Origin of the sequence: Chryseobacterium taiwanense (genome assembly GCF_000813825.1) — a bacterium.
Lineage (GTDB): Bacteria > Bacteroidota > Bacteroidia > Flavobacteriales > Weeksellaceae > Chryseobacterium > Chryseobacterium taiwanense.
In genome coordinates, this window is record NZ_JWTA01000002.1 from 165,454 (window position 1) to 183,039 (window position 17,586).

At 34.7% G+C, this 17,586-nt stretch carries 19 protein-coding genes; all 19 read left to right on the forward strand.

The window, feature by feature from the left end:
- Positions 1–88: 88 nt before the first annotated feature.
- The 19 genes from RM51_RS02700 (at position 89) to trxA (ending at position 17,435) form a co-directional block, all read left to right on the forward strand.
- Positions 89–1,375 (forward strand): adenylosuccinate synthase, encoded by a 1,287-nt coding sequence (locus tag RM51_RS02700; protein WP_039364844.1) that lies wholly within the window; start codon positions 89–91, stop codon positions 1,373–1,375.
- A 227-nt stretch (positions 1,376–1,602) separates the two neighbouring features.
- Positions 1,603–2,448 (forward strand): energy transducer TonB, encoded by an 846-nt coding sequence (locus tag RM51_RS02705; protein WP_039364846.1) that lies wholly within the window; start codon positions 1,603–1,605, stop codon positions 2,446–2,448.
- Positions 2,449–2,612: 164 nt separating this feature from the next.
- Positions 2,613–3,386: a ParA family protein gene (locus tag RM51_RS02710; protein WP_039364847.1), complete on the forward strand. Its 774-nt coding sequence runs from the start codon at positions 2,613–2,615 to the stop codon at positions 3,384–3,386.
- A 32-nt stretch (positions 3,387–3,418) separates the two neighbouring features.
- Positions 3,419–4,309, forward strand: a complete 891-nt coding sequence (locus RM51_RS02715) for a ParB/RepB/Spo0J family partition protein (protein ID WP_039364849.1) — start codon at positions 3,419–3,421, stop codon at positions 4,307–4,309.
- A complete protein-coding gene (locus RM51_RS02720; RefSeq protein WP_039364851.1) occupies positions 4,310–4,957 on the forward strand; it encodes a DUF5683 domain-containing protein in 648 nt (215 codons plus the stop codon).
- A gap of 51 nt (positions 4,958–5,008) precedes the next feature.
- Positions 5,009–5,710, forward strand: a complete 702-nt coding sequence (dapB, locus tag RM51_RS02725) for a 4-hydroxy-tetrahydrodipicolinate reductase (protein WP_039364853.1) — start codon at positions 5,009–5,011, stop codon at positions 5,708–5,710.
- 113 nt (positions 5,711–5,823) lie between these two features.
- Positions 5,824–7,485: a signal peptidase I gene (gene lepB / locus RM51_RS02730; RefSeq protein WP_039364856.1), complete on the forward strand. Its 1,662-nt coding sequence runs from the start codon at positions 5,824–5,826 to the stop codon at positions 7,483–7,485.
- 53 nt (positions 7,486–7,538) lie between these two features.
- Positions 7,539–8,162 carry a WbqC family protein gene (locus tag RM51_RS02735; protein WP_185094992.1) on the forward strand — a complete coding sequence of 208 codons (624 nt, stop codon included), beginning with the start codon at positions 7,539–7,541 and terminating at the stop codon, positions 8,160–8,162.
- Between the two features lies 1 nt (position 8,163).
- On the forward strand, positions 8,164–9,843 hold the full coding sequence (locus tag RM51_RS02740; RefSeq protein ID WP_039364857.1) for a S8 family serine peptidase: 1,680 nt from the start codon (positions 8,164–8,166) through the stop codon (positions 9,841–9,843).
- Positions 9,844–9,967: 124 nt separating this feature from the next.
- The gene (locus RM51_RS02745; protein WP_039364858.1) at positions 9,968–10,459 is read left to right on the forward strand and encodes a hypothetical protein; all 492 of its coding nucleotides are present in this window, start codon (positions 9,968–9,970) and stop codon (positions 10,457–10,459) included.
- A gap of 26 nt (positions 10,460–10,485) precedes the next feature.
- Entirely contained in the window at positions 10,486–11,175 is a 690-nt protein-coding gene (locus RM51_RS02750) for an OmpA family protein (protein ID WP_039364860.1), read from the forward strand.
- A gap of 111 nt (positions 11,176–11,286) precedes the next feature.
- A complete protein-coding gene (locus RM51_RS02755) occupies positions 11,287–12,174 on the forward strand; it encodes a UbiA prenyltransferase family protein (protein ID WP_039364862.1) in 888 nt (295 codons plus the stop codon).
- Entirely contained in the window at positions 12,171–13,484 is a 1,314-nt protein-coding gene (locus tag RM51_RS02760) for an FAD-binding oxidoreductase (RefSeq protein WP_039364863.1), read from the forward strand. The genes RM51_RS02755 and RM51_RS02760 overlap by 4 nt, the downstream gene beginning before the upstream one ends.
- Before the next feature lie 85 nt (positions 13,485–13,569).
- Entirely contained in the window at positions 13,570–13,950 is a 381-nt protein-coding gene (locus tag RM51_RS02765; protein WP_039364864.1) for a GxxExxY protein, read from the forward strand.
- A 96-nt stretch (positions 13,951–14,046) separates the two neighbouring features.
- Positions 14,047–14,772, forward strand: a complete 726-nt coding sequence (locus tag RM51_RS02770; protein ID WP_039364865.1) for an SDR family NAD(P)-dependent oxidoreductase — start codon at positions 14,047–14,049, stop codon at positions 14,770–14,772.
- A gap of 6 nt (positions 14,773–14,778) precedes the next feature.
- Positions 14,779–15,366, forward strand: a complete 588-nt coding sequence (locus tag RM51_RS02775; protein ID WP_039364866.1) for an HAD-IB family hydrolase — start codon at positions 14,779–14,781, stop codon at positions 15,364–15,366.
- A gap of 23 nt (positions 15,367–15,389) precedes the next feature.
- A complete protein-coding gene (locus tag RM51_RS02780; RefSeq protein ID WP_039364891.1) occupies positions 15,390–15,857 on the forward strand; it encodes a hypothetical protein in 468 nt (155 codons plus the stop codon).
- Between the two features lie 2 nt (positions 15,858–15,859).
- Positions 15,860–17,035: a cysteine desulfurase family protein gene (locus RM51_RS02785; protein WP_039364867.1), complete on the forward strand. Its 1,176-nt coding sequence runs from the start codon at positions 15,860–15,862 to the stop codon at positions 17,033–17,035.
- A gap of 82 nt (positions 17,036–17,117) precedes the next feature.
- Positions 17,118–17,435 carry a thioredoxin gene (trxA, locus tag RM51_RS02790; RefSeq protein ID WP_039364868.1) on the forward strand — a complete coding sequence of 106 codons (318 nt, stop codon included), beginning with the start codon at positions 17,118–17,120 and terminating at the stop codon, positions 17,433–17,435.
- The last annotated feature ends 151 nt before the right edge of the window (positions 17,436–17,586 follow it).

A 17,586-nucleotide genomic window follows, 5' to 3' on the forward strand; every position in this document is an offset into this window, starting at 1 on the left:
CCACCCACCCAAAAATAAAATTCACCACAAATTTGCGCACCCAATTTTTTAAAAGTAATTTTGCATGAATCTAAAATAAAAGAAAAATATGTCAACTTACGTAGTTGTAGGTCTTCAGTATGGAGATGAAGGTAAAGGAAAAATCACGGATGTTTTATCGGCAAAATCGGATTATGTTGTACGTTTCCAAGGAGGGGACAACGCTGGTCACACGGTTTATGTAGGTGAAGAGAAATTCGTTTTGCACCTTCTTCCATCGGGAGTTCTTCAGTGCAAAGGGAAGTGTATCATTGCAAACGGAGTAGTGGTAAATCCTAAATCTTTCATTAAGGAGGTGAATCAGATCGAAAGCAAAGGCTTGAAAACTGACCACATTTTCATCAGCAGAAGAGCGCATGTGATCATGCCTTACCACATTCTTTTGGATACTTACCGTGAAGAAGAGCACGGAGGAACGCAGATCGGAACGACGAAAAAAGGGATCGGACCTTGCTATGAAGACAAAATTGCAAGAGTTGGGATTAGAATGATCGACCTTCTGAATCCTGAAATTTTAAGAGACAAAATCGAGAAAAACTTAAAAATTAAGAATTCTCTTTTTGAAAAATACTACGGAAAACCGACATTAGACGTTGAAGAAATCTACAACGAATATTTAGAAATCGGAAAACAGCTTCAAGACAGAATCGTTGATACGGAACTGGAACTTAATGAAGCGATCAGAGACGGTAAAAACGTTTTATTTGAAGGAGCGCAGGCTTTAATGCTTGATATCGACTTCGGAACCTATCCATACGTAACTTCATCTTCTCCATCTACAGGAGGGGTTTGTTCAGGAGCAGGAGTTCCGCCAACATCACTTCAAAACTTGATCGGTGTGGCAAAAGCATACTGTACAAGAGTTGGAAACGGACCTTTCCCTTCAGAATTGGACAATGAATTAGGAGAAAGCATCAGACAAATCGGTGGTGAATTCGGAGCTACGACAGGTAGACCAAGAAGAACAGGTTGGTTAGATCTTGTTTCTTTGAAACACGCTTGTATGATCAACGGTATCAATAACTTAGTAATTACGAAATTAGACGTTCTTACAGGAATTGAAAACCTAAAAGTAGTTACGCATTACAAAACTGAAGACGGAAAAATCATCGATTATTTCACTTCTTCAACAGAGAAATTATACAACTACGAACCAATCTATCAAGATTTACCGGGTTGGAAAGAAGACATCACAAAAGCAAGAAGCTACGATGAACTTCCACAAACGGCTCAGGAATACATCGAGTTTATCGAGAAGTATTTAGGAATCAACGTTTACTTAGTTTCTGTTGGTCCGGAAAGAAGCCAGAACATTATCAGAAAAGAATTATTCTAAGATAGATATTCAATTGAAAATCCCGCTTTTAAGCGGGATTTTTTGTTTTTATTCTGCTGTCTTTATGGTATTTATTACATAGTTAATTTAAAATATTTTTACAAATTGTTTTAGTTTGGTATTGGGTTGATAATTTTTTGGCAAATATTTTGATAGACGTTTGGTGATTAATTATCAGTAGTTGAAAAACTGATAATTTTAATTTTAACAGTTTAAATTTTTTAGTGATGAAACACCTACACCAAAATCAAGAATTTCGTTTTAATGAAGTTTTATTTGAGCACCGTAATAAGGAGTACGGAGCCTATGTTTTAAGAAATGAATCAGACAAAATATTAACTAGAGCACTTTTTGTAGGTGTAAGTTTATTGGCGGCTGTTTCTATTACGCCATTTGTGATTAATGCATTTAAAGCAGATGTTGTTATAGAAGATCATGGACATGATATTCCAAGAATTATTCAAATCGTTGAAACACCTGAAAGGCATCCACCTGTTCAGGTAAAACCTCAAATAGCTCCCGAAAAAGTTAAAACAATTGATGATAGATTACCGGAACCTAAAAAAATAGTTACTAACGAGAAAAAAGTTGCAACTCCTGAAGAAAAAATAAATGCCGTTTCGGGAACACAGACTTCTGAAGGTAAGGAAATTACAACACCAACATATGTTCCTACATCTACAACAATTGGTACAGGACCTGTTATTAATACTCTCCCTCCAAAGGAACTTCCGAAACCATTTGATAAAAATAAAATAGAAACTGAGCTAAGTGCAGAAGCTAATTTTAGTGGAGGAATAGAATCTTTCAGAAATAAAGTAATGAATAACTTTGACGGGTCAGATTTCGAGTCTGGTGATATCATGAGAACAACGATTACTTTTATTGTAGAAATTGACGGAACAATTTCAGGAGTTAAAGCAAACGGAACTAATGCAGATTTTAATAATGAGGCCATTAGAACCATAAAGGCTATCTCAGCAAAAGGAAAATGGACTCCTGGGAAAAATAAACAAGGAGAGTCTGTAAGAAGCTCTTTCAGATTTCCAATATCAATGAAGTTTGATAATTAATATCTCGAAAACAAATCTAAACAGTTATCCACAAAGAATTTTTTTTGTGGATAATTTTTTTTATTGATAAAAACCTTATTAACAGTATTTTAACGCTATTTTTGATTTTGTTGTTCACTAAGAGCAAAGAAAAAAGTGTATTTTTGAATCTTAAAGTTCTAAGAATGGCAAAAATCATAGGTATCGCTAATCAAAAAGGAGGTGTTGGAAAGACTACAACCGCTGTAAATTTAGCGGCAGCATTAGGGGTATTGGAAAAGAAAATATTAATCATTGATGCTGATCCTCAGGCGAATGCTACCTCAGGTTTAGGCGTTGAAGACGTTCAATATTCTACATATAATTTATTGGAGCATAGTGTTGATACAAGAAGCTGTATCAAGCAGACCGCTACACCCAATCTGGATATTGTACCTTCTCATATCGACTTGGTAGCAGCAGAAATTGAGCTGGTAGACAAAGAAAACCGTGAGTATATGCTGAAAAAGGCATTGGAAAGCGTAAGAAACGATTACGATTATATCATTATCGATTGTGCTCCGAGTTTAGGACTTATCACGGTAAATGCGCTTACTGCAGCAGATTCTGTGATTATCCCGATTCAGTGTGAGTATTTTGCATTGGAAGGATTAGGAAAGCTTTTGAACACGATTAAAAATGTTCAGAAAATCCACAACAAAGACTTAGATATTGAAGGACTTCTTTTGACGATGTATGACAGCCGATTGAGATTGTCTAATCAGGTTGTAGAAGAAGTAAACTCGCATTTCCCTGAAATGGTATTTGAAACTATTATCAGCAGAAACGTAAGATTAAGTGAAGCTCCGAGTTTCGGAGAAAGTATCCTGAACTACGATGCTGAAAGTAAAGGAGCAGTTCAGTATATTCAGTTAGCTGAAGAAGTTTTGCTGAAGAACGAAAAATTAGTGAAGAATTAAAAAGCAAATAGCCAAAAAGCTAAAAGCAAAATATGAAGGACAAAAAAAGAGCGATGGGGCGCGGTTTAGGTGCTATTCTTAGTGCAGAATCCAAAGCGACAATTAACTCTGCTACCGATGTGGGAGCAGATAAATTTGTGGGAAATATTGTAGAAGTATCTATCGAAGATATTTATCCGAATTCGACCCAGCCAAGAACTTATTTTGATGAAAAAGCATTAAATGAACTTGCTCAGTCTATTCAGAACTTAGGGATTATTCAACCGATTACTCTAAGAAAAGACGGAGAAAGATTCGAAATTATATCTGGGGAAAGACGTTTCAGAGCAAGTAAAATTGCAGGTCTTACCAGTATTCCTGCCTATATTCGTTTGGTGAATGATCAGGAGCTTTTGGAAATGGCTCTTGTTGAAAATATCCAGAGAGAAGATCTGGATGCCATTGAAATTGCGCTTACTTACCACAGACTTTTAGAAGAAATTGGTTTGACACAGGAAAATCTTAGCCAAAGAGTAGGAAAGGATAGAAGTACCATTACCAACTCAATAAGATTGTTAAGATTAAGTCCGGATATTCAGAACGCAATCAGAAGCGGAGAGATTTCTGCAGGACACGGTAGAGCGATCATTAGTTTAGAAAGCGAAGAACATCAACAGATCTTATTTGATTTAATTATCAAAGAAAAGTTGAACGTTCGTCAGGCTGAACAGGCGGCTACAGCGTTGAAAAATCCAAAATCACCTGCTGCCAAAAAAGCAAAAGCAGAACTTTCTAATAATTATAAAAGAGTTCAAAAAACAATATCTGATATATTAGATGTAAAAGTGGAGATTAAAACCTCCGGAAATGGTAAAAAAGGTAAGCTGGTTCTGGATTTCAAAAATGAAGATGAACTGGAGTATATTTTATCCCATATAAAATAAATGAAGAAAATATTTTTCACATTTTTTCTGTGTCTGTTCGTAGTGGCTTATTCACAAGTAATACCTAATGATACTATTAAGGTAGATTCTGTTGTGATTAAAGAAAAGCCCACTGTTCAACCTAAAAGAACAGTTAAATCTGAAGCGAAAATTGTAGAAGATTTAGAAAGTGCAAACGGACCTACCAGAAAAACAGTAAAACTTAATCCGACAAGAGCAGGATTGTATTCTGCCGTTTTACCGGGATTAGGTCAGTACTACAATAAAAAATACTGGAAGATTCCTATCGTATGGGGAGCAGTAGGAACAGGAGTAGGAATCGCGATTTGGAATGATAATCAGTATAAAAAATACCGTGAATATTATATTGCCAAATTAAATGGTACTCCGAATGAATTTGTTGACAGCAAACCTTGGCTTGATAAAACAGCTTTAGGAAACGTACAGGATAGAGCAAAAAGACAAAGAGATTACGCTATTGCAATTACTGGATTGATTTATATTCTGAATATTGTAGATGCCGTGGTAGACTCTCATCTTTATGAAAGCCGTCATGATCCGGATTTGTCTTTTGCACCTGCAGTCATTCAGGATCAATTTGGAATTACCCCTCCTAAAACGGGGTTGAGTTTAAGTTATAGATTTTAATAAATTATACAGAATTTTTGATTGTTGTATAATTAAAATAATAAAAAACATATGAGAATAGCATTAGTTGGATATGGTAAAATGGGTAAAATCATCGATGAGATTGCTCAGAAAAGAGGTCACGAAGTCGTAGCCCGCCTAAAAGAAACTCCAACTGCTGAAAATCTTAATAATCCGGATGTTGTTATTGAATTTTCACTTCCTGAAGTGGCTTTTGAAAATGTAAAAGCATGTTTGGAAAATAACGTTCCGGTAATCTGTGGTACAACAGGATGGCTGGAAAAAAGAGCTGAGATTGAAAAAATATCTGTTGAAAATAATACAGCATTTTTATACGGTTCAAACTTCAGTTTAGGAGTAAACTTATTTTTTGCTTTAAACGAAAAATTGGCTGATCTCATGAAAAATGTAGATGAATATTCTTGCCAATTGGAAGAAATTCACCACATTCACAAAAAAGATGCACCAAGCGGAACGGCGATTTCAATTGCAGAAGGAATTTTCAAACACAATTCAAAGTTTGATGCGTGGAAATTGGATGAAACGAAAGATAACCAATTAGGTATTTTTGCTATTCGTGAAGATGAAGTTCCGGGAACTCACAGTGTGTTCTACAGAAGTGAAGTAGATGAAATTGAGATCAAACATACCGCTTTCAACAGAAATGGTTTTGCATTAGGAGCAGTAGTTGCAGCGGAGTGGATTAAAGATAAAAAAGGAAATTTTGAAATGAAAGACGTTTTAGGTCTTTAATTTTGTAACAAATTCCCATCATTGTAAACTAACTAATAGTAAATGATCAATAAATACAATGACCTATTGTTCATTACATATTATTTATATTATAGATTAGGCACAGAAATTTTATGAATTACTTTTTAACGTATACGGTTTATGTTCTCATTTTATCTGTATTGATGGGACTTTCCACATGGAAGCTGTTTAAGAAAATGGGATATAGCCCTTTATTTGCTTTCATTCCATTTTATAACTATTTCATTATTCTAAAAGAAACAAAACATCCGAAGTGGTGGGCGGTTCTGTCATATTTGCCTATTGTAGGGCCAATTATGATGTCTGTTTTTCATATTTATTTAATGAAAAAGTTTGGAAAAACTCTTTTCCAGAACCAACTTCTTACGGTAATTCTTCCGTTCATTTACATGGCAAGTGTAAACTATTCTAAAGACGTAGAAATAGAAGATGAAGATACCAATGATGTTTTCTTAACAGACGAAGAAAAAGGAACAAAGAAAAAAGATACGTTCATTGGTTCTATTACTTTTGCAGTAGTTTTCGCAACTATTATCCACGTTTTTGTTACGCAGCCCTTTGGAATTCCGACAGGATCTATGGAAAGAACGCTTTTAGTAGGTGACTTCCTTTTCGTAAACAAATGGAGCTACGGATACAGACTTCCAATGCGTCCAGTTGCAATTCCTTTCTTACAGGGAACAATTATGGACACCGGAGAAAAAGGAAATCCTAAAGATGATCCGAAATCTTATGTAGAAGGTATTAAATTACCCTATTCAAGAATTTTACAATTCAACAAGCCTCAGAGAAATGATGTGGTGGTGTTCAACTATCCTCAGGATTCTGTACACACAGCAATCGATAGAAAAGACCCTTACGTAAAAAGATGTGTGGCTGTTGCTGGAGATACTTTTGAAATGAGAGGAGGAAGACTTTTTGTAAACGGGAAACCAGAAACGGTTTTGGGAGATCAGGAAGTTCAGCACGCTTATACAGTAAACGCAGGATCTCAGCTAGATATTCCTTCTTTATATAATACGTACGGATTTTTACCGGTAAGAGAAATGCAGACTGATAAAGGATTTATATATGCATTTCAGGGTCTGACAGATAAAACGGCTGCAGAAATAAAAACTTTACCAAATGTGGTAAGTATGGAGGAAAGCATTTTCCCTAAAGATTCTGCAACAGTTTCTTATAAATTAAATGCTGATAAATCTGCATATACTAAAAGTATAGACACAACTCAATCTATTTTCCCAATCAACAAACCTTGGAATCAAGATTGGTATGGTCCTTTGAAAATTCCTAAAAAAGGAGATGTTGTTACTATTAATGAAGAAACACTTCCTGAATATCAGTGGATTATTAAAAAATACGAGCATAATACATTAGAGAATAAAAACGGGAAAATCTTTATCAACGGAAAAGAAACAAACCAGTATACAATTCAGCAGGATTATTATATGATGATCGGAGACAATAGAGATGCTTCATTAGATGCTAGGTTCTTTGGTTTCGTTCCAGAAGAAAATATTGTAGGAAAACCAATGTTTACTTGGATGAGTGTTCAGGGAGCATTCTCAGATGCAAGTTCAACATATCAGGCTCCTAAAAAAATCCGTTGGGACAGAATGTTTAAAGCAACCAATACAGGAGAGGCGAATAAAACTTCCTATTGGTGGATTGCAGCAATGATTCTTATTCTGTTCTTCGGTTGGGAATACTTTGTGAAACTATTCAGAAAGGATAAAAAAGAAGAAAATTTATAACGAAATAAATGAAAAAAAATGGAGTATTTGAAAAAATACTCCATTTTTGCATTATGAATATGACGAATGTATTATTACCGGTATTTTATTTACCACCCATTTCTTGGTTTTCAGTATTGCTAAATCCTGAAAATGAAATCGTATTTGAACAGTTTGAGAATTTTCCAAAACAGACCTATAGAAACAGAGCCAATATTTACGGGGCAAACGGGAAATTATCTTTAATTATTCCGATCAATCATAACGGAAAGAGAGAATTGAAAGATATTGAAATCTCTTATCGCGAAGATTGGAGAAGCCTTCACTGGAAATCTATTAAAACGGCTTATCAGAGCTCTCCTTATTTTGAATTTTACGAAGATAAGATCAAAAAAATATTTGATTTGAAAGAAAAAAATCTTTTAGATTTCAATTTAAAAGCGCTGGAAATTTTGCAGCAGATCCTGAAAACAGAAAAGGCACATTCTTTGAATACAGAGTATATCAAAAATCCTGAAGAGCTTAATTTCAGAGAGAAATTCTCAGCAAAACAACCGTCAGAATTTGAAATGGATGAATATTATCAGACATTCACAGATAAGCTAGGTTTTATAAAGGATTTATCAATTTTAGACCTTATTTGTAACAAAGGGCCTGAATCTTTGACTTATATAAGAAATATTAAACAATCATACTAAAATGAAAAAGATATTATTAGCTGCTGTTTTTCTAGCAGGTTTTAGTTTTACTTATGCTCAGGAAGCTCAAGGTAAGAATGTAGATTCAAAAGAAGATAAAGATTTGATGACTTGGTATCATAAAGACTTTTCTTCTGCAAAAGTATATGGTGTAAATACGGAAAATGCTTACAAATATTTAGAATCTAAAGGACTGAAGCCTAAAACGGTATTAGTAGGTGTTTTAGATAGCGGAGTACAGGTAGATCACCCGGGATTGGTAAAAAACATTTGGACTAACCCGAATGAAGTTCCGAATAACGGAAAAGATGATGATGGAAACGGATATGTAGATGATATTCACGGGTGGAACTTTATCGGTGGAAAAAACGGCGATATTGATATTGACAACATGGAAGTGACGAGAGTAGTTGCGAAATACAAACCAATTTTCGAAGGTGATGATTCTGCTAAGAACAAGGCAAATCAAGCTAAAATGCCGGAAGATTTTGCAATGTATATGAAAGCTAAAGAACTTTTCTCTAAGAAAAGTGTTGAAGCAAAACAAGGCTTTCAGACTTATTCAATGATTAACGAGGCAATTCCTTCAATGGTGAAATTGCTTGGAGGGAAAAATGTAACTCCGGAAAATGTTTCTGCTATTAAAGTAACTGACCAGAAAGATGCAATGATTCTTCAGGTGTTGAAGCAGGTAGCAGGAAGCCCAGAATTTCAAGGGAAAACTCCTGCTGAGTTTGAGAAAATAATGAAAGACCAAATGAAAGAAGCTCTTGATTATTTTGGTCCTCAGGCAAAACAATACGATCTTTCTTACGATCCTAGAAAAGAGATTGTAGGAGATAACTACGATGATTATTCTGAAAAAAATTACGGAAACAATCATTATGAAGGTCCCGATGCAATGCACGGAACTCACGTAGCAGGTATTATTGCAGGTCTTCCTCAAGGAAAAGAAATTCAGTATGGGGTAGCTTCTAAAGTTGCTAAAATCATGTCTGTAAGAACAGTTCCAAACGGAGACGAAAGAGATAAAGATGTTGCCAATGCAATCAGATATGCAGTAGATAACGGAGCTAAAGTTTTAAATATGAGCTTTGGTAAACCGGTTTCTCCAGGTAAAACTGTAGTTTGGGATGCATTCAAATATGCTCAGGATAAAGGAGTTCTTTTAGTAAAAGCAGCAGGTAACGAAAACGAAGATGTTGCTGAACATTTAGCTTATCCTACAAACTTTAAAAATGTTACCGATGAAAAACCATTTGTAAACAATGTTGTTGTTGTAGGAGCAAGTACTAATAAAAATGATGCTTTAAGAGCTGATTTCTCTAACTACAACAAAAAAATGGTGAATGTTTTTGCTCCGGGTGATGAGATCTATTCTACAGTTCCTCACAACGAGTATAAATACTTACAAGGAACTTCAATGGCTTCTCCGGTGGTTGCAGGTGCAGCAGCAGTATTACTTGCATATATGCCAAACCTTACTCCGGCTCAGATTATTGAATCGTTAGTAAAATCCAGCAACGCAAGTACAGCAGATGAGTTCGGGAACTTCTCTCAGGCAGGTGGTGTGATTGATGTAAAAAAAGCAGCAGAATATGCTTACAACAACTTTTATAACGGGAAATCTGGCAATGTGAAAAAGGCTACGAAATCTGTAAAAAAGACTGTTAAAAAATAATTAATCTTTGTGTTTTTAACACGAGTAGATACAAAGTCCGAAATTTTCGGACTTTTTTTATTTTTATTTATTATTTTGGCACGGTTTTTTGTAACTTTATTATAACAAAATAATAAACAACAAAATGAAAAAGTTACTACTTGCAGGGATGTTGGGAACATCACTTTTTGCAGTGTCTTGTTCCTCAGTAAACAACGCTAAAACATCACAAAACCAGAGATCAGAATTTCTTAAAATGAAAGGCGACTGGCAAATCGTAAGCGTAGATTACGATAAGCAGTTCAAGATTAAACCTTTTGATGAGGGAGCAGATGCACAATGCTTTGTAGGAAGTCATTGGAGATTAATTCCAAATAATTGGACGGGTGCTTATACTTTAAATGGAGGTGGATCTTGCCCTACCATTACACAGCCAATTAAAATTAATGTAAAAGATGGCAATACTTTTGAGTTTAAGAAAATAGCAGAAGGAACAAAAGCAAAGCAAAATACTGCAGGGTATACTTTAACGTTGGTTAGTCAGGCTACAGATCAATTTTCACTAGAACAAAACATTCCTTTCGACGGAGAAAATGTAAGAGTTGTGTACAACTTCCAGAGAACAGGAATGAAATAGTTTAACCTAACTTAAATATTAAAAAAATGAAATTTACAAAAACATATATCGGAGCTCTTTTTTTGTCATCAGCTTTATTACTGACAAGTTGTGAAGCAGTACAGAATTCTAATCACCAGCAAAGAGGTACCGCAGTAGGAGCTGCATCAGGAGCAATTATTGGAGGGATTTTAGGAAATAACGTTGGAAAAGGTAAAAACGCTGCATTAGGAGCTGTTTTAGGAGGGGTTATTGGTGGTGTTGCCGGTAACGTTATCGGTAATAAAATGGATAAGCAGGCTAGAGAAATTCAGGAAACATTACCTGGAGCTCAAGTAGAAAGAGTAGGAGATGGTATCAAAATTACATTGAACGAAAGTATTGTAAACTTTGATTTTGACTCTTCAAACTTAAGAGCAGCATCCATCACGAATTTGGATAAATTAGCTCAGGTTTTGATTAACAATCCTGATACAAATATTAATATCTATGGTCACACAGACAGTAAAGGTGCTGATGACTACAACATGAAGCTTTCTGAAAGAAGAGCTAATTCAGTAAAATCATATTTATCTGGTAAAGGTGTAGCTTCAAGCAGACTATTTGCCTTAGGAGAAGGTGAAAGTATGCCGGTTGCATCAAACGATACCGAAGAGGGTAGAGCTAAAAACCGTAGAGTGGAATTTGCAATTACTGCAAATGAAAAAATGATTAACGATGCTCAACAAGGGCAGTAGTTAAAAAATTAAGACATAAATGTCGTATTAAAGAAACCGCTTCTGCGGTTTTTTTGTATTTTTATACCAATCAATTCTGAAATTTTTATTTTTGTAACTGAAACAGCATAAATGAAGAAATATTTGAAGCTACTTCGTGTAGAGCAATGGGTAAAGAACCTGTTTGTATTTGTTCCCCTTTTTTTTTCGGGTAATATCCAGAATCTGGATTTGCTTACCAAAAGTATTTTTGCATTTATCATCTTTTCTTTTGTCGCCAGTGCTGTCTATATCTTAAATGATTACAATGATATTGAAGCCGATAAAAAACATCCGGAAAAAAGAAGACGTCCATTAGCCAGCGGTGCGATTTCCAAAGCAAAAGCGTTGGGGATTTTGGCTGGCTTACTCATTACCGATGTGGTATTGATTTTTGTAGCACAATTCTATTTTCATCAGTTTTTATGGAAGTTTGTGGTAATTATTGCCGTTTACTTTATCATGAATGTAGCGTACACTTTTAGGCTGAAACATGTTCCAATAGTAGATATTTTTATTATTGCCATTGGTTTTGTATTGAGGGTGTTGGCAGGAGGGTATATTACAGGAATCAGTATTTCTCAATGGGCGATATTACTCACCTTTGTGTTGGCTTTGGTATTGGCAATAGGTAAACGAAGAGGAGAGCTCATCAATGCACAAGTTTCTGGTAAAACGAGAAGAGCTTTGGATGGTTACAACGTTCAGTTTGCCGATATTGCATTGTCGATTTCTGTGGCATTGGCAATTGTTTGTTACCTAATGTTCACCTTATCTCCCGAAATTCAGGCGAGATTACATCCAGCGGTTTTTTATACCGTTATATTTGTTGTATTTGCTTTTTTAAGATATTTACAGCAGACTTTAGTGTATAACAGAACAGAATCGCCTACGAAAATTGTTTACAGAGACAGATATATACAAGTAACTTTAATATTATGGGTTGCTGCATTTTTAATTTTAATTTACTTTAAAAAATGAAGCCGAATTTCGTACAGAAGGTTACAAACTGGGGGAACTTTCCCGTAGTGGAAAAAGAGATAAAATCTGAAGATAGCTTTAAAAAGATCAAAGATTTTATACTTACCCATAATGAAGTGATAGCAAGAGGAAATGGAAGATGCTATGGAGATGCTTCGTTGGGGGAAAATATTTTTTCGACAAAAAGACTCAATAAGTTTATCAGTTTTGATCGTTTGAACGGAATCATTGAATGCGAATCCGGAGTTTTACTTTCAGAAGTACTGGAAATTTCAGTTCCGCAGGGATATTTTTTATATGTAACTCCGGGAACGAAGTTTGTTTCCGTGGGTGGAGCAATAGCATCCGATGTTCATGGGAAAAATCATCATGCAGAAGGATGTTTTTCAGAATATGTGATAGAGTTTAAATTGATGATTGAAAATGGTGAAATCATTACTTGCTCTAGAGAAGAAAATGCAGAAAAATTTTGGGCTACCATCGGAGGAATGGGACTTACGGGGATTATTCTTTCTGCTAAATTTAAACTTAAAAATATAGAATCTGCTTACATTCGTCAGGAAAGCATAAAAGCAGAAAATCTGGATGAGATTTTTAAACTATTTGAAGAAAGTGAAAGCTGGACTTACAATGTTGCCTGGATCGATTGTCTTCAGAAAGGAAAAAATATTGGTCAAAGTATCCTGATGAGAGGAGAACATGCTTTTCAGCACGAACTTCCGCAAAAATTCAGAGAAAAGCCTTTACGATTAAAGAAAAAATTTGAGCCTACTGTTCCTTTCTATTTTCCAGGTTTTGTGTTAAATAAACTTACCGTAAAGATTTTTAATCTGTTATATTTTAAAAAACAAGCTAAAAAAGAAGTTAAAAGTATTGTTGATTACGAAACATTCTTTTACCCTTTAGATGTAGTGAACGATTGGAATAAAATCTATGGAAAATCAGGGTTTATTCAATATCAAATGGTGATTCCTAAAGAAAGAGGAAAAGAAGGGATGAAAAAAATTCTTGAAACCATTGCAAGAAGTGGAAATGGTTCTTTTTTGGCTGTTTTGAAGCTCTTCGGGAAAAATAATCCAGAAGCCTATAACTCTTTTCCGATGGAAGGATATACGTTGGCTTTGGATTTTAGAGTGAATTCAAAACTTAAAGCATTGATTGGACAGTTGGACAATATCGTTCAGGAATTTGGAGGAAGAATTTACCTTACCAAAGACAGTATGAGTAAATCGTCACTGACCAACTACCTCAAAAATATTCAGAATTCAAAATTTGTGTCTTTGCAGCATAAGAGAATTGTTAATGGTTAAACGCAAGGAATACAAAGATTTTTATAAATAAAATATTGATATTTCAGTTTCGCTAAGACGTTTCACTCACCAAAGAAGACATAAAATGACAGAAAACGAAATCTCTAAAATTATTTTCGAAGCGGGGTTGAAAATTCACAGAAAATTAGGAGCTGGACTTTATGAAAGGGTTTATGAAGAATGCTTAGCTTATGAACTTAAAAATGCAGGATTAAATTTTGAAAGACAAAAAACTTTGCCAATACAATATGAAAGTTTGTTTGTTAATGATGCTTTTCGAGTAGATTTGCTGGTTGAGGGAAAAGTAATTGTAGAATTAAAAGCGTCAACTGAAAAAGAAAATATGTTTTTTGAAGCACAATTGCTCAATTATTTAAGATTAGGAAATTATAAATTAGGAATGTTGCTTAACTTTCACTTACCACTTTTTAAAAACGGAGTAAGAAGAATTGTAAACGGATTATAAGATTCCTTTGATGAGTGAAACGTCTTTGCGCTGCTTATTGAAAATATAATAATAGAATATTGCGAACTTTGTGTTAAATAGGATTAAAAATAAATAATGATAATATTAGGATCTACTTCTGAAGTTGCACAGGCATTTGTAGAAAAAGCATTGCAGGAAGGTGAAAAGTTTGAAAAGGTTTACCTTTTTACTTCAAATAAAGAGACCACAGAGAGATTTGCAAGACATATTGATGTGAAATTCCTTCAGCAATCCGAAATTATAGAATTGGATTTGACGAAAGAAATAGATTATAATATATTTGAACATATCAATTCAACGTTGTTATTCTGCGCGATAGGATATTTGGGAGAGGGAACGGAAGAAGGGTTGTATGACAATAGAAATACACAACAGATTATTGAGATCAATTACTCAAAATTGGTACCGGTGATTAATTATTTTGCTCATAAATTTGAAAATAGAAGATCAGGAACTATTATAGGGCTTTCTTCTGTAGCAGGAGATAGAGGAAGGCAGAGTAATTTTATTTATGGCAGTGCAAAAGCGGCTTTTACAGCTTATTTGAGTGGATTGAGGAATTATCTGTTTGATAAAAAAGTACACGTTATGACTATAAAACCAGGTTTTATGGCAACGAAAATGACGGAAGGTCTACCTTTAAATCCTAAACTGACAGCAAGCCCGAAACAGGCGGCAGACTGTATTTATAAAGCATTTAAAAAACAAAAAAATACGACATACGTTTTGCCAATCTGGGGCGTTATAATGATGATTATTAGGAATATTCCTGAGTTTATATTTAAAAAATTAAAGTTATAGCTGAATATGAAAAAATTGTATTGTTTTGATTTTGACGGAACCCTTACTTATAAAGATACAATGTTTATGTATCTTAAGTTTTACAATCCTGCCAAATACCACGTACAGTTTTTAAGACATGTTCCCCTTTTTATATTACTAAAACTAAGACTTGCCCAAGCCGAAAAAGTGAAGAAAAGCTTTATCGGATCCATTTTAAAAGGACAGGCTCAGGAAAAAATTGAGAAAAAATCTCGACAGTTCTTCGACCATCACTATCCGAAAATCGTTAGAGAAAACGCATTAGATTTTATCAATAATATCGATAGAAATAATACTCAAAGCTTACTGGTAACCGCTTCACTGGATATTTGGACCAAACCTTTTGCCGATGCATTCCAAATGCAGTTGGTTTCTACCCGTGCAGAGTTTAAAAACGGAATTTTTACAGGCAATTTTGTCGGAAAAAACTGTAACGGAAAAGAGAAACTGGAAAGGATAAAAGAGGAAATAAACAACAAAAAGTACGATAAAATAATAGCCTTCGGAGATACCTCTGGTGACAAGCCAATGCTAAAATGGGCGAATGAAGGACATTACCAATTTTTTCACTAATTTTGGCAGGTAAAAATGTAAAAATGAAAAAGCTGCTTATCGTATGTTGGGCTTCTCTGATCGGCTGTACAAGTACGCCGTCTCAAAAGACTTCAGACATGCAGACACAACCACAAATTTTAGCTTCCGAATCCCAGGGTGGAACCGGAAAAGTTGAATTTAGTATCATTAAAAATGAACAGGAATTTCAGAAAGCTCTGAAAGGAAATTCTGCTGTGGTAATAAGTGATGGCAGCGAATCTGGAGTACAGGCTCCAAAGTTTCCAAAAGATAAAAAAGTAATTCTTTATAATCTGGGAACTTTCAGGGCAGGAGATCACAGGATTACTGAAATTAAAAATACCTCGGTAAAAAATAATATTTTACAAATAGAAGTTCCTTATGTAGAACATGGAGGGATGGAAATACAGGTGATCTCGAATCCTTATGTGATTTTTACAGTTCCTTCCAATTATAATTTTAATGCTATAGAAATAAAATCTTCAAAATAAAAATGGACAAAATATATCTTGATAATGCTGCAACTACGCCTCTTTCTGAAGAAGTGATCGATGCTATGGTAGCTACCATGAAAATGAATTTTGGTAACCCTTCTTCTACACACAGTTTTGGACAGGAAGCAAAAATTCTTATCGAAAATGTAAGAAGACAGGTTGCTGATTATCTTCATGTGACTCCTGCTGAAATTATTTTTACTTCTTGCGGAACAGAGTCTAATAACATGATTATCAAATCAAGTGTTGAGCACCTTGGAGTAGAAAGAATCATCAGTTCTCCTTTAGAGCACAAATGTGTTTCTGAAAGTGTTTTGGATATGAAGAGCAGAAAAGGAGTTGAAGTAAACTACATTCGTCCAAACGAAAAAGGAGATATTGATCTTAATAAACTTGAAGAACTTTTAAAAGCTTCAGATAAAAAAACACTGGTTACTTTAATGCATGCCAATAATGAGATCGGAAACCTGATGGATATTAAAAAAGTGGCAGAAATGTGCAAAGCACACAATGCTATTTTCCATTCAGATACGGTACAGACAATGGCTCATATGAACTTGGATTTCTCTGATATTCAGGTTGATTTTGCATCTTGCAGTGCACACAAATTCCACGGTCCGAAAGGAGTTGGTTTTGCTTTTATTAGAAAATCAAGCGGTCTGAAAGGAATAATTACCGGAGGTCCTCAGGAAAGAAGTTTGAGAGCCGGAACTGAAAATGTTGCAGGAATCGTTGGATTAGGAAAAGCATTAGAACTTTCATTAAACAATATGGAAGCGTATACCAACCATATGCAAGAAATAAAAAGCTATGCAGAAGAAAGACTTACAGCGGAGATTCCGGGGATTAAATTCAACGGAAGAAGTGCAGAGAAGGAAAATAGTCTTTATACTGTTTTAAGTGCTTTATTGCCTTATAAAAACCCTTTAATAGGACTTCAGTTGGATATGAAAGGAATTGCCATTTCTCAGGGGAGCGCTTGTTCTTCAGGAGCTTCAAAACCTTCAATGGTAATGATGATGGTATTATCAGAGGATGAAATGGATCATTGTACGCCACTTCGTATCTCTTTCAGTCATTTAACGACTAAAGAAGACATTAATGCTCTGGTAACGGCTTTGAAAGAAATTTCGACAGATTTCGTTATAGAAAATACAAATGTTGAGCATAGATAGGTCTATTACTCAAAAAGCGTAATTTTGACTATCCAATAAAGGAAAAAAAGAATATAATATTAATTAAAATAAAAGAAACAAAATGGCTTTAGAAATTACAGATAGCTCATTTCAGGACACGGTTTTAAAATCAGATAAGCCGGTATTAGTAGACTTTTGGGCAGTATGGTGCGGACCATGCAGAACATTGGGACCAATCATCGAAGAAGTAGCAACAGATTTCGAAGGAAAAGCAGTAGTTGGAAAAGTAGATGTAGATAACAACCAGGAAATTTCTATGCAATATGGTATCAGAAATATCCCTACTGTTTTAATTTTCAAAAATGGTGAAGTAGTAGATAAGTTGGTTGGAGTAGCTCCAAAAGAAGTAATCGCTGAAAAATTAAGCGCACACTTGTAAAAAAAATAACTTTGATAATGAATGCCTTCCATTTTTGGGAGGCTTTTTTTTGAAAATAATTTGCAGGTAACAAAAAAAGTCGTAGTTTTGCAATCACAAAAAAGAAACGAAGTTCCTTAAAGTAAACAAATGATCCGGTAGTTCAGCTGGT

What these genes read in the sequence shown, in the direction of transcription:
- RM51_RS02705 (WP_039364846.1), top strand. Translation starts at nt 1,603, where the DNA reads ATGAAACACCTACACCAAAATCAAGAATTTCGTTTTAATGAAGTTTTA.
- RM51_RS02775 (WP_039364866.1), top strand. Translation starts at nt 14,779, where the DNA reads ATGAAAAAATTGTATTGTTTTGATTTTGACGGAACCCTTACTTATAAA.
- trxA (WP_039364868.1), top strand. Translation starts at nt 17,118, where the DNA reads ATGGCTTTAGAAATTACAGATAGCTCATTTCAGGACACGGTTTTAAAA.
- RM51_RS02735 (WP_185094992.1), top strand. Translation starts at nt 7,539, where the DNA reads ATGAATATGACGAATGTATTATTACCGGTATTTTATTTACCACCCATT.
- lepB (WP_039364856.1), top strand. Translation starts at nt 5,824, where the DNA reads ATGAATTACTTTTTAACGTATACGGTTTATGTTCTCATTTTATCTGTA.
- RM51_RS02785 (WP_039364867.1), top strand. Translation starts at nt 15,860, where the DNA reads ATGGACAAAATATATCTTGATAATGCTGCAACTACGCCTCTTTCTGAA.
- RM51_RS02780 (WP_039364891.1), top strand. Translation starts at nt 15,390, where the DNA reads ATGAAAAAGCTGCTTATCGTATGTTGGGCTTCTCTGATCGGCTGTACA.
- RM51_RS02750 (WP_039364860.1), top strand. Translation starts at nt 10,486, where the DNA reads ATGAAATTTACAAAAACATATATCGGAGCTCTTTTTTTGTCATCAGCT.
- RM51_RS02740 (WP_039364857.1), top strand. Translation starts at nt 8,164, where the DNA reads ATGAAAAAGATATTATTAGCTGCTGTTTTTCTAGCAGGTTTTAGTTTT.
- RM51_RS02710 (WP_039364847.1), top strand. Translation starts at nt 2,613, where the DNA reads ATGGCAAAAATCATAGGTATCGCTAATCAAAAAGGAGGTGTTGGAAAG.
- RM51_RS02760 (WP_039364863.1), top strand. Translation starts at nt 12,171, where the DNA reads ATGAAGCCGAATTTCGTACAGAAGGTTACAAACTGGGGGAACTTTCCC.
- RM51_RS02745 (WP_039364858.1), top strand. Translation starts at nt 9,968, where the DNA reads ATGAAAAAGTTACTACTTGCAGGGATGTTGGGAACATCACTTTTTGCA.
- RM51_RS02720 (WP_039364851.1), top strand. Translation starts at nt 4,310, where the DNA reads ATGAAGAAAATATTTTTCACATTTTTTCTGTGTCTGTTCGTAGTGGCT.
- RM51_RS02765 (WP_039364864.1), top strand. Translation starts at nt 13,570, where the DNA reads ATGACAGAAAACGAAATCTCTAAAATTATTTTCGAAGCGGGGTTGAAA.
- RM51_RS02700 (WP_039364844.1), top strand. Translation starts at nt 89, where the DNA reads ATGTCAACTTACGTAGTTGTAGGTCTTCAGTATGGAGATGAAGGTAAA.
- RM51_RS02755 (WP_039364862.1), top strand. Translation starts at nt 11,287, where the DNA reads ATGAAGAAATATTTGAAGCTACTTCGTGTAGAGCAATGGGTAAAGAAC.
- dapB (WP_039364853.1), top strand. Translation starts at nt 5,009, where the DNA reads ATGAGAATAGCATTAGTTGGATATGGTAAAATGGGTAAAATCATCGAT.
- RM51_RS02715 (WP_039364849.1), top strand. Translation starts at nt 3,419, where the DNA reads ATGAAGGACAAAAAAAGAGCGATGGGGCGCGGTTTAGGTGCTATTCTT.
- RM51_RS02770 (WP_039364865.1), top strand. Translation starts at nt 14,047, where the DNA reads ATGATAATATTAGGATCTACTTCTGAAGTTGCACAGGCATTTGTAGAA.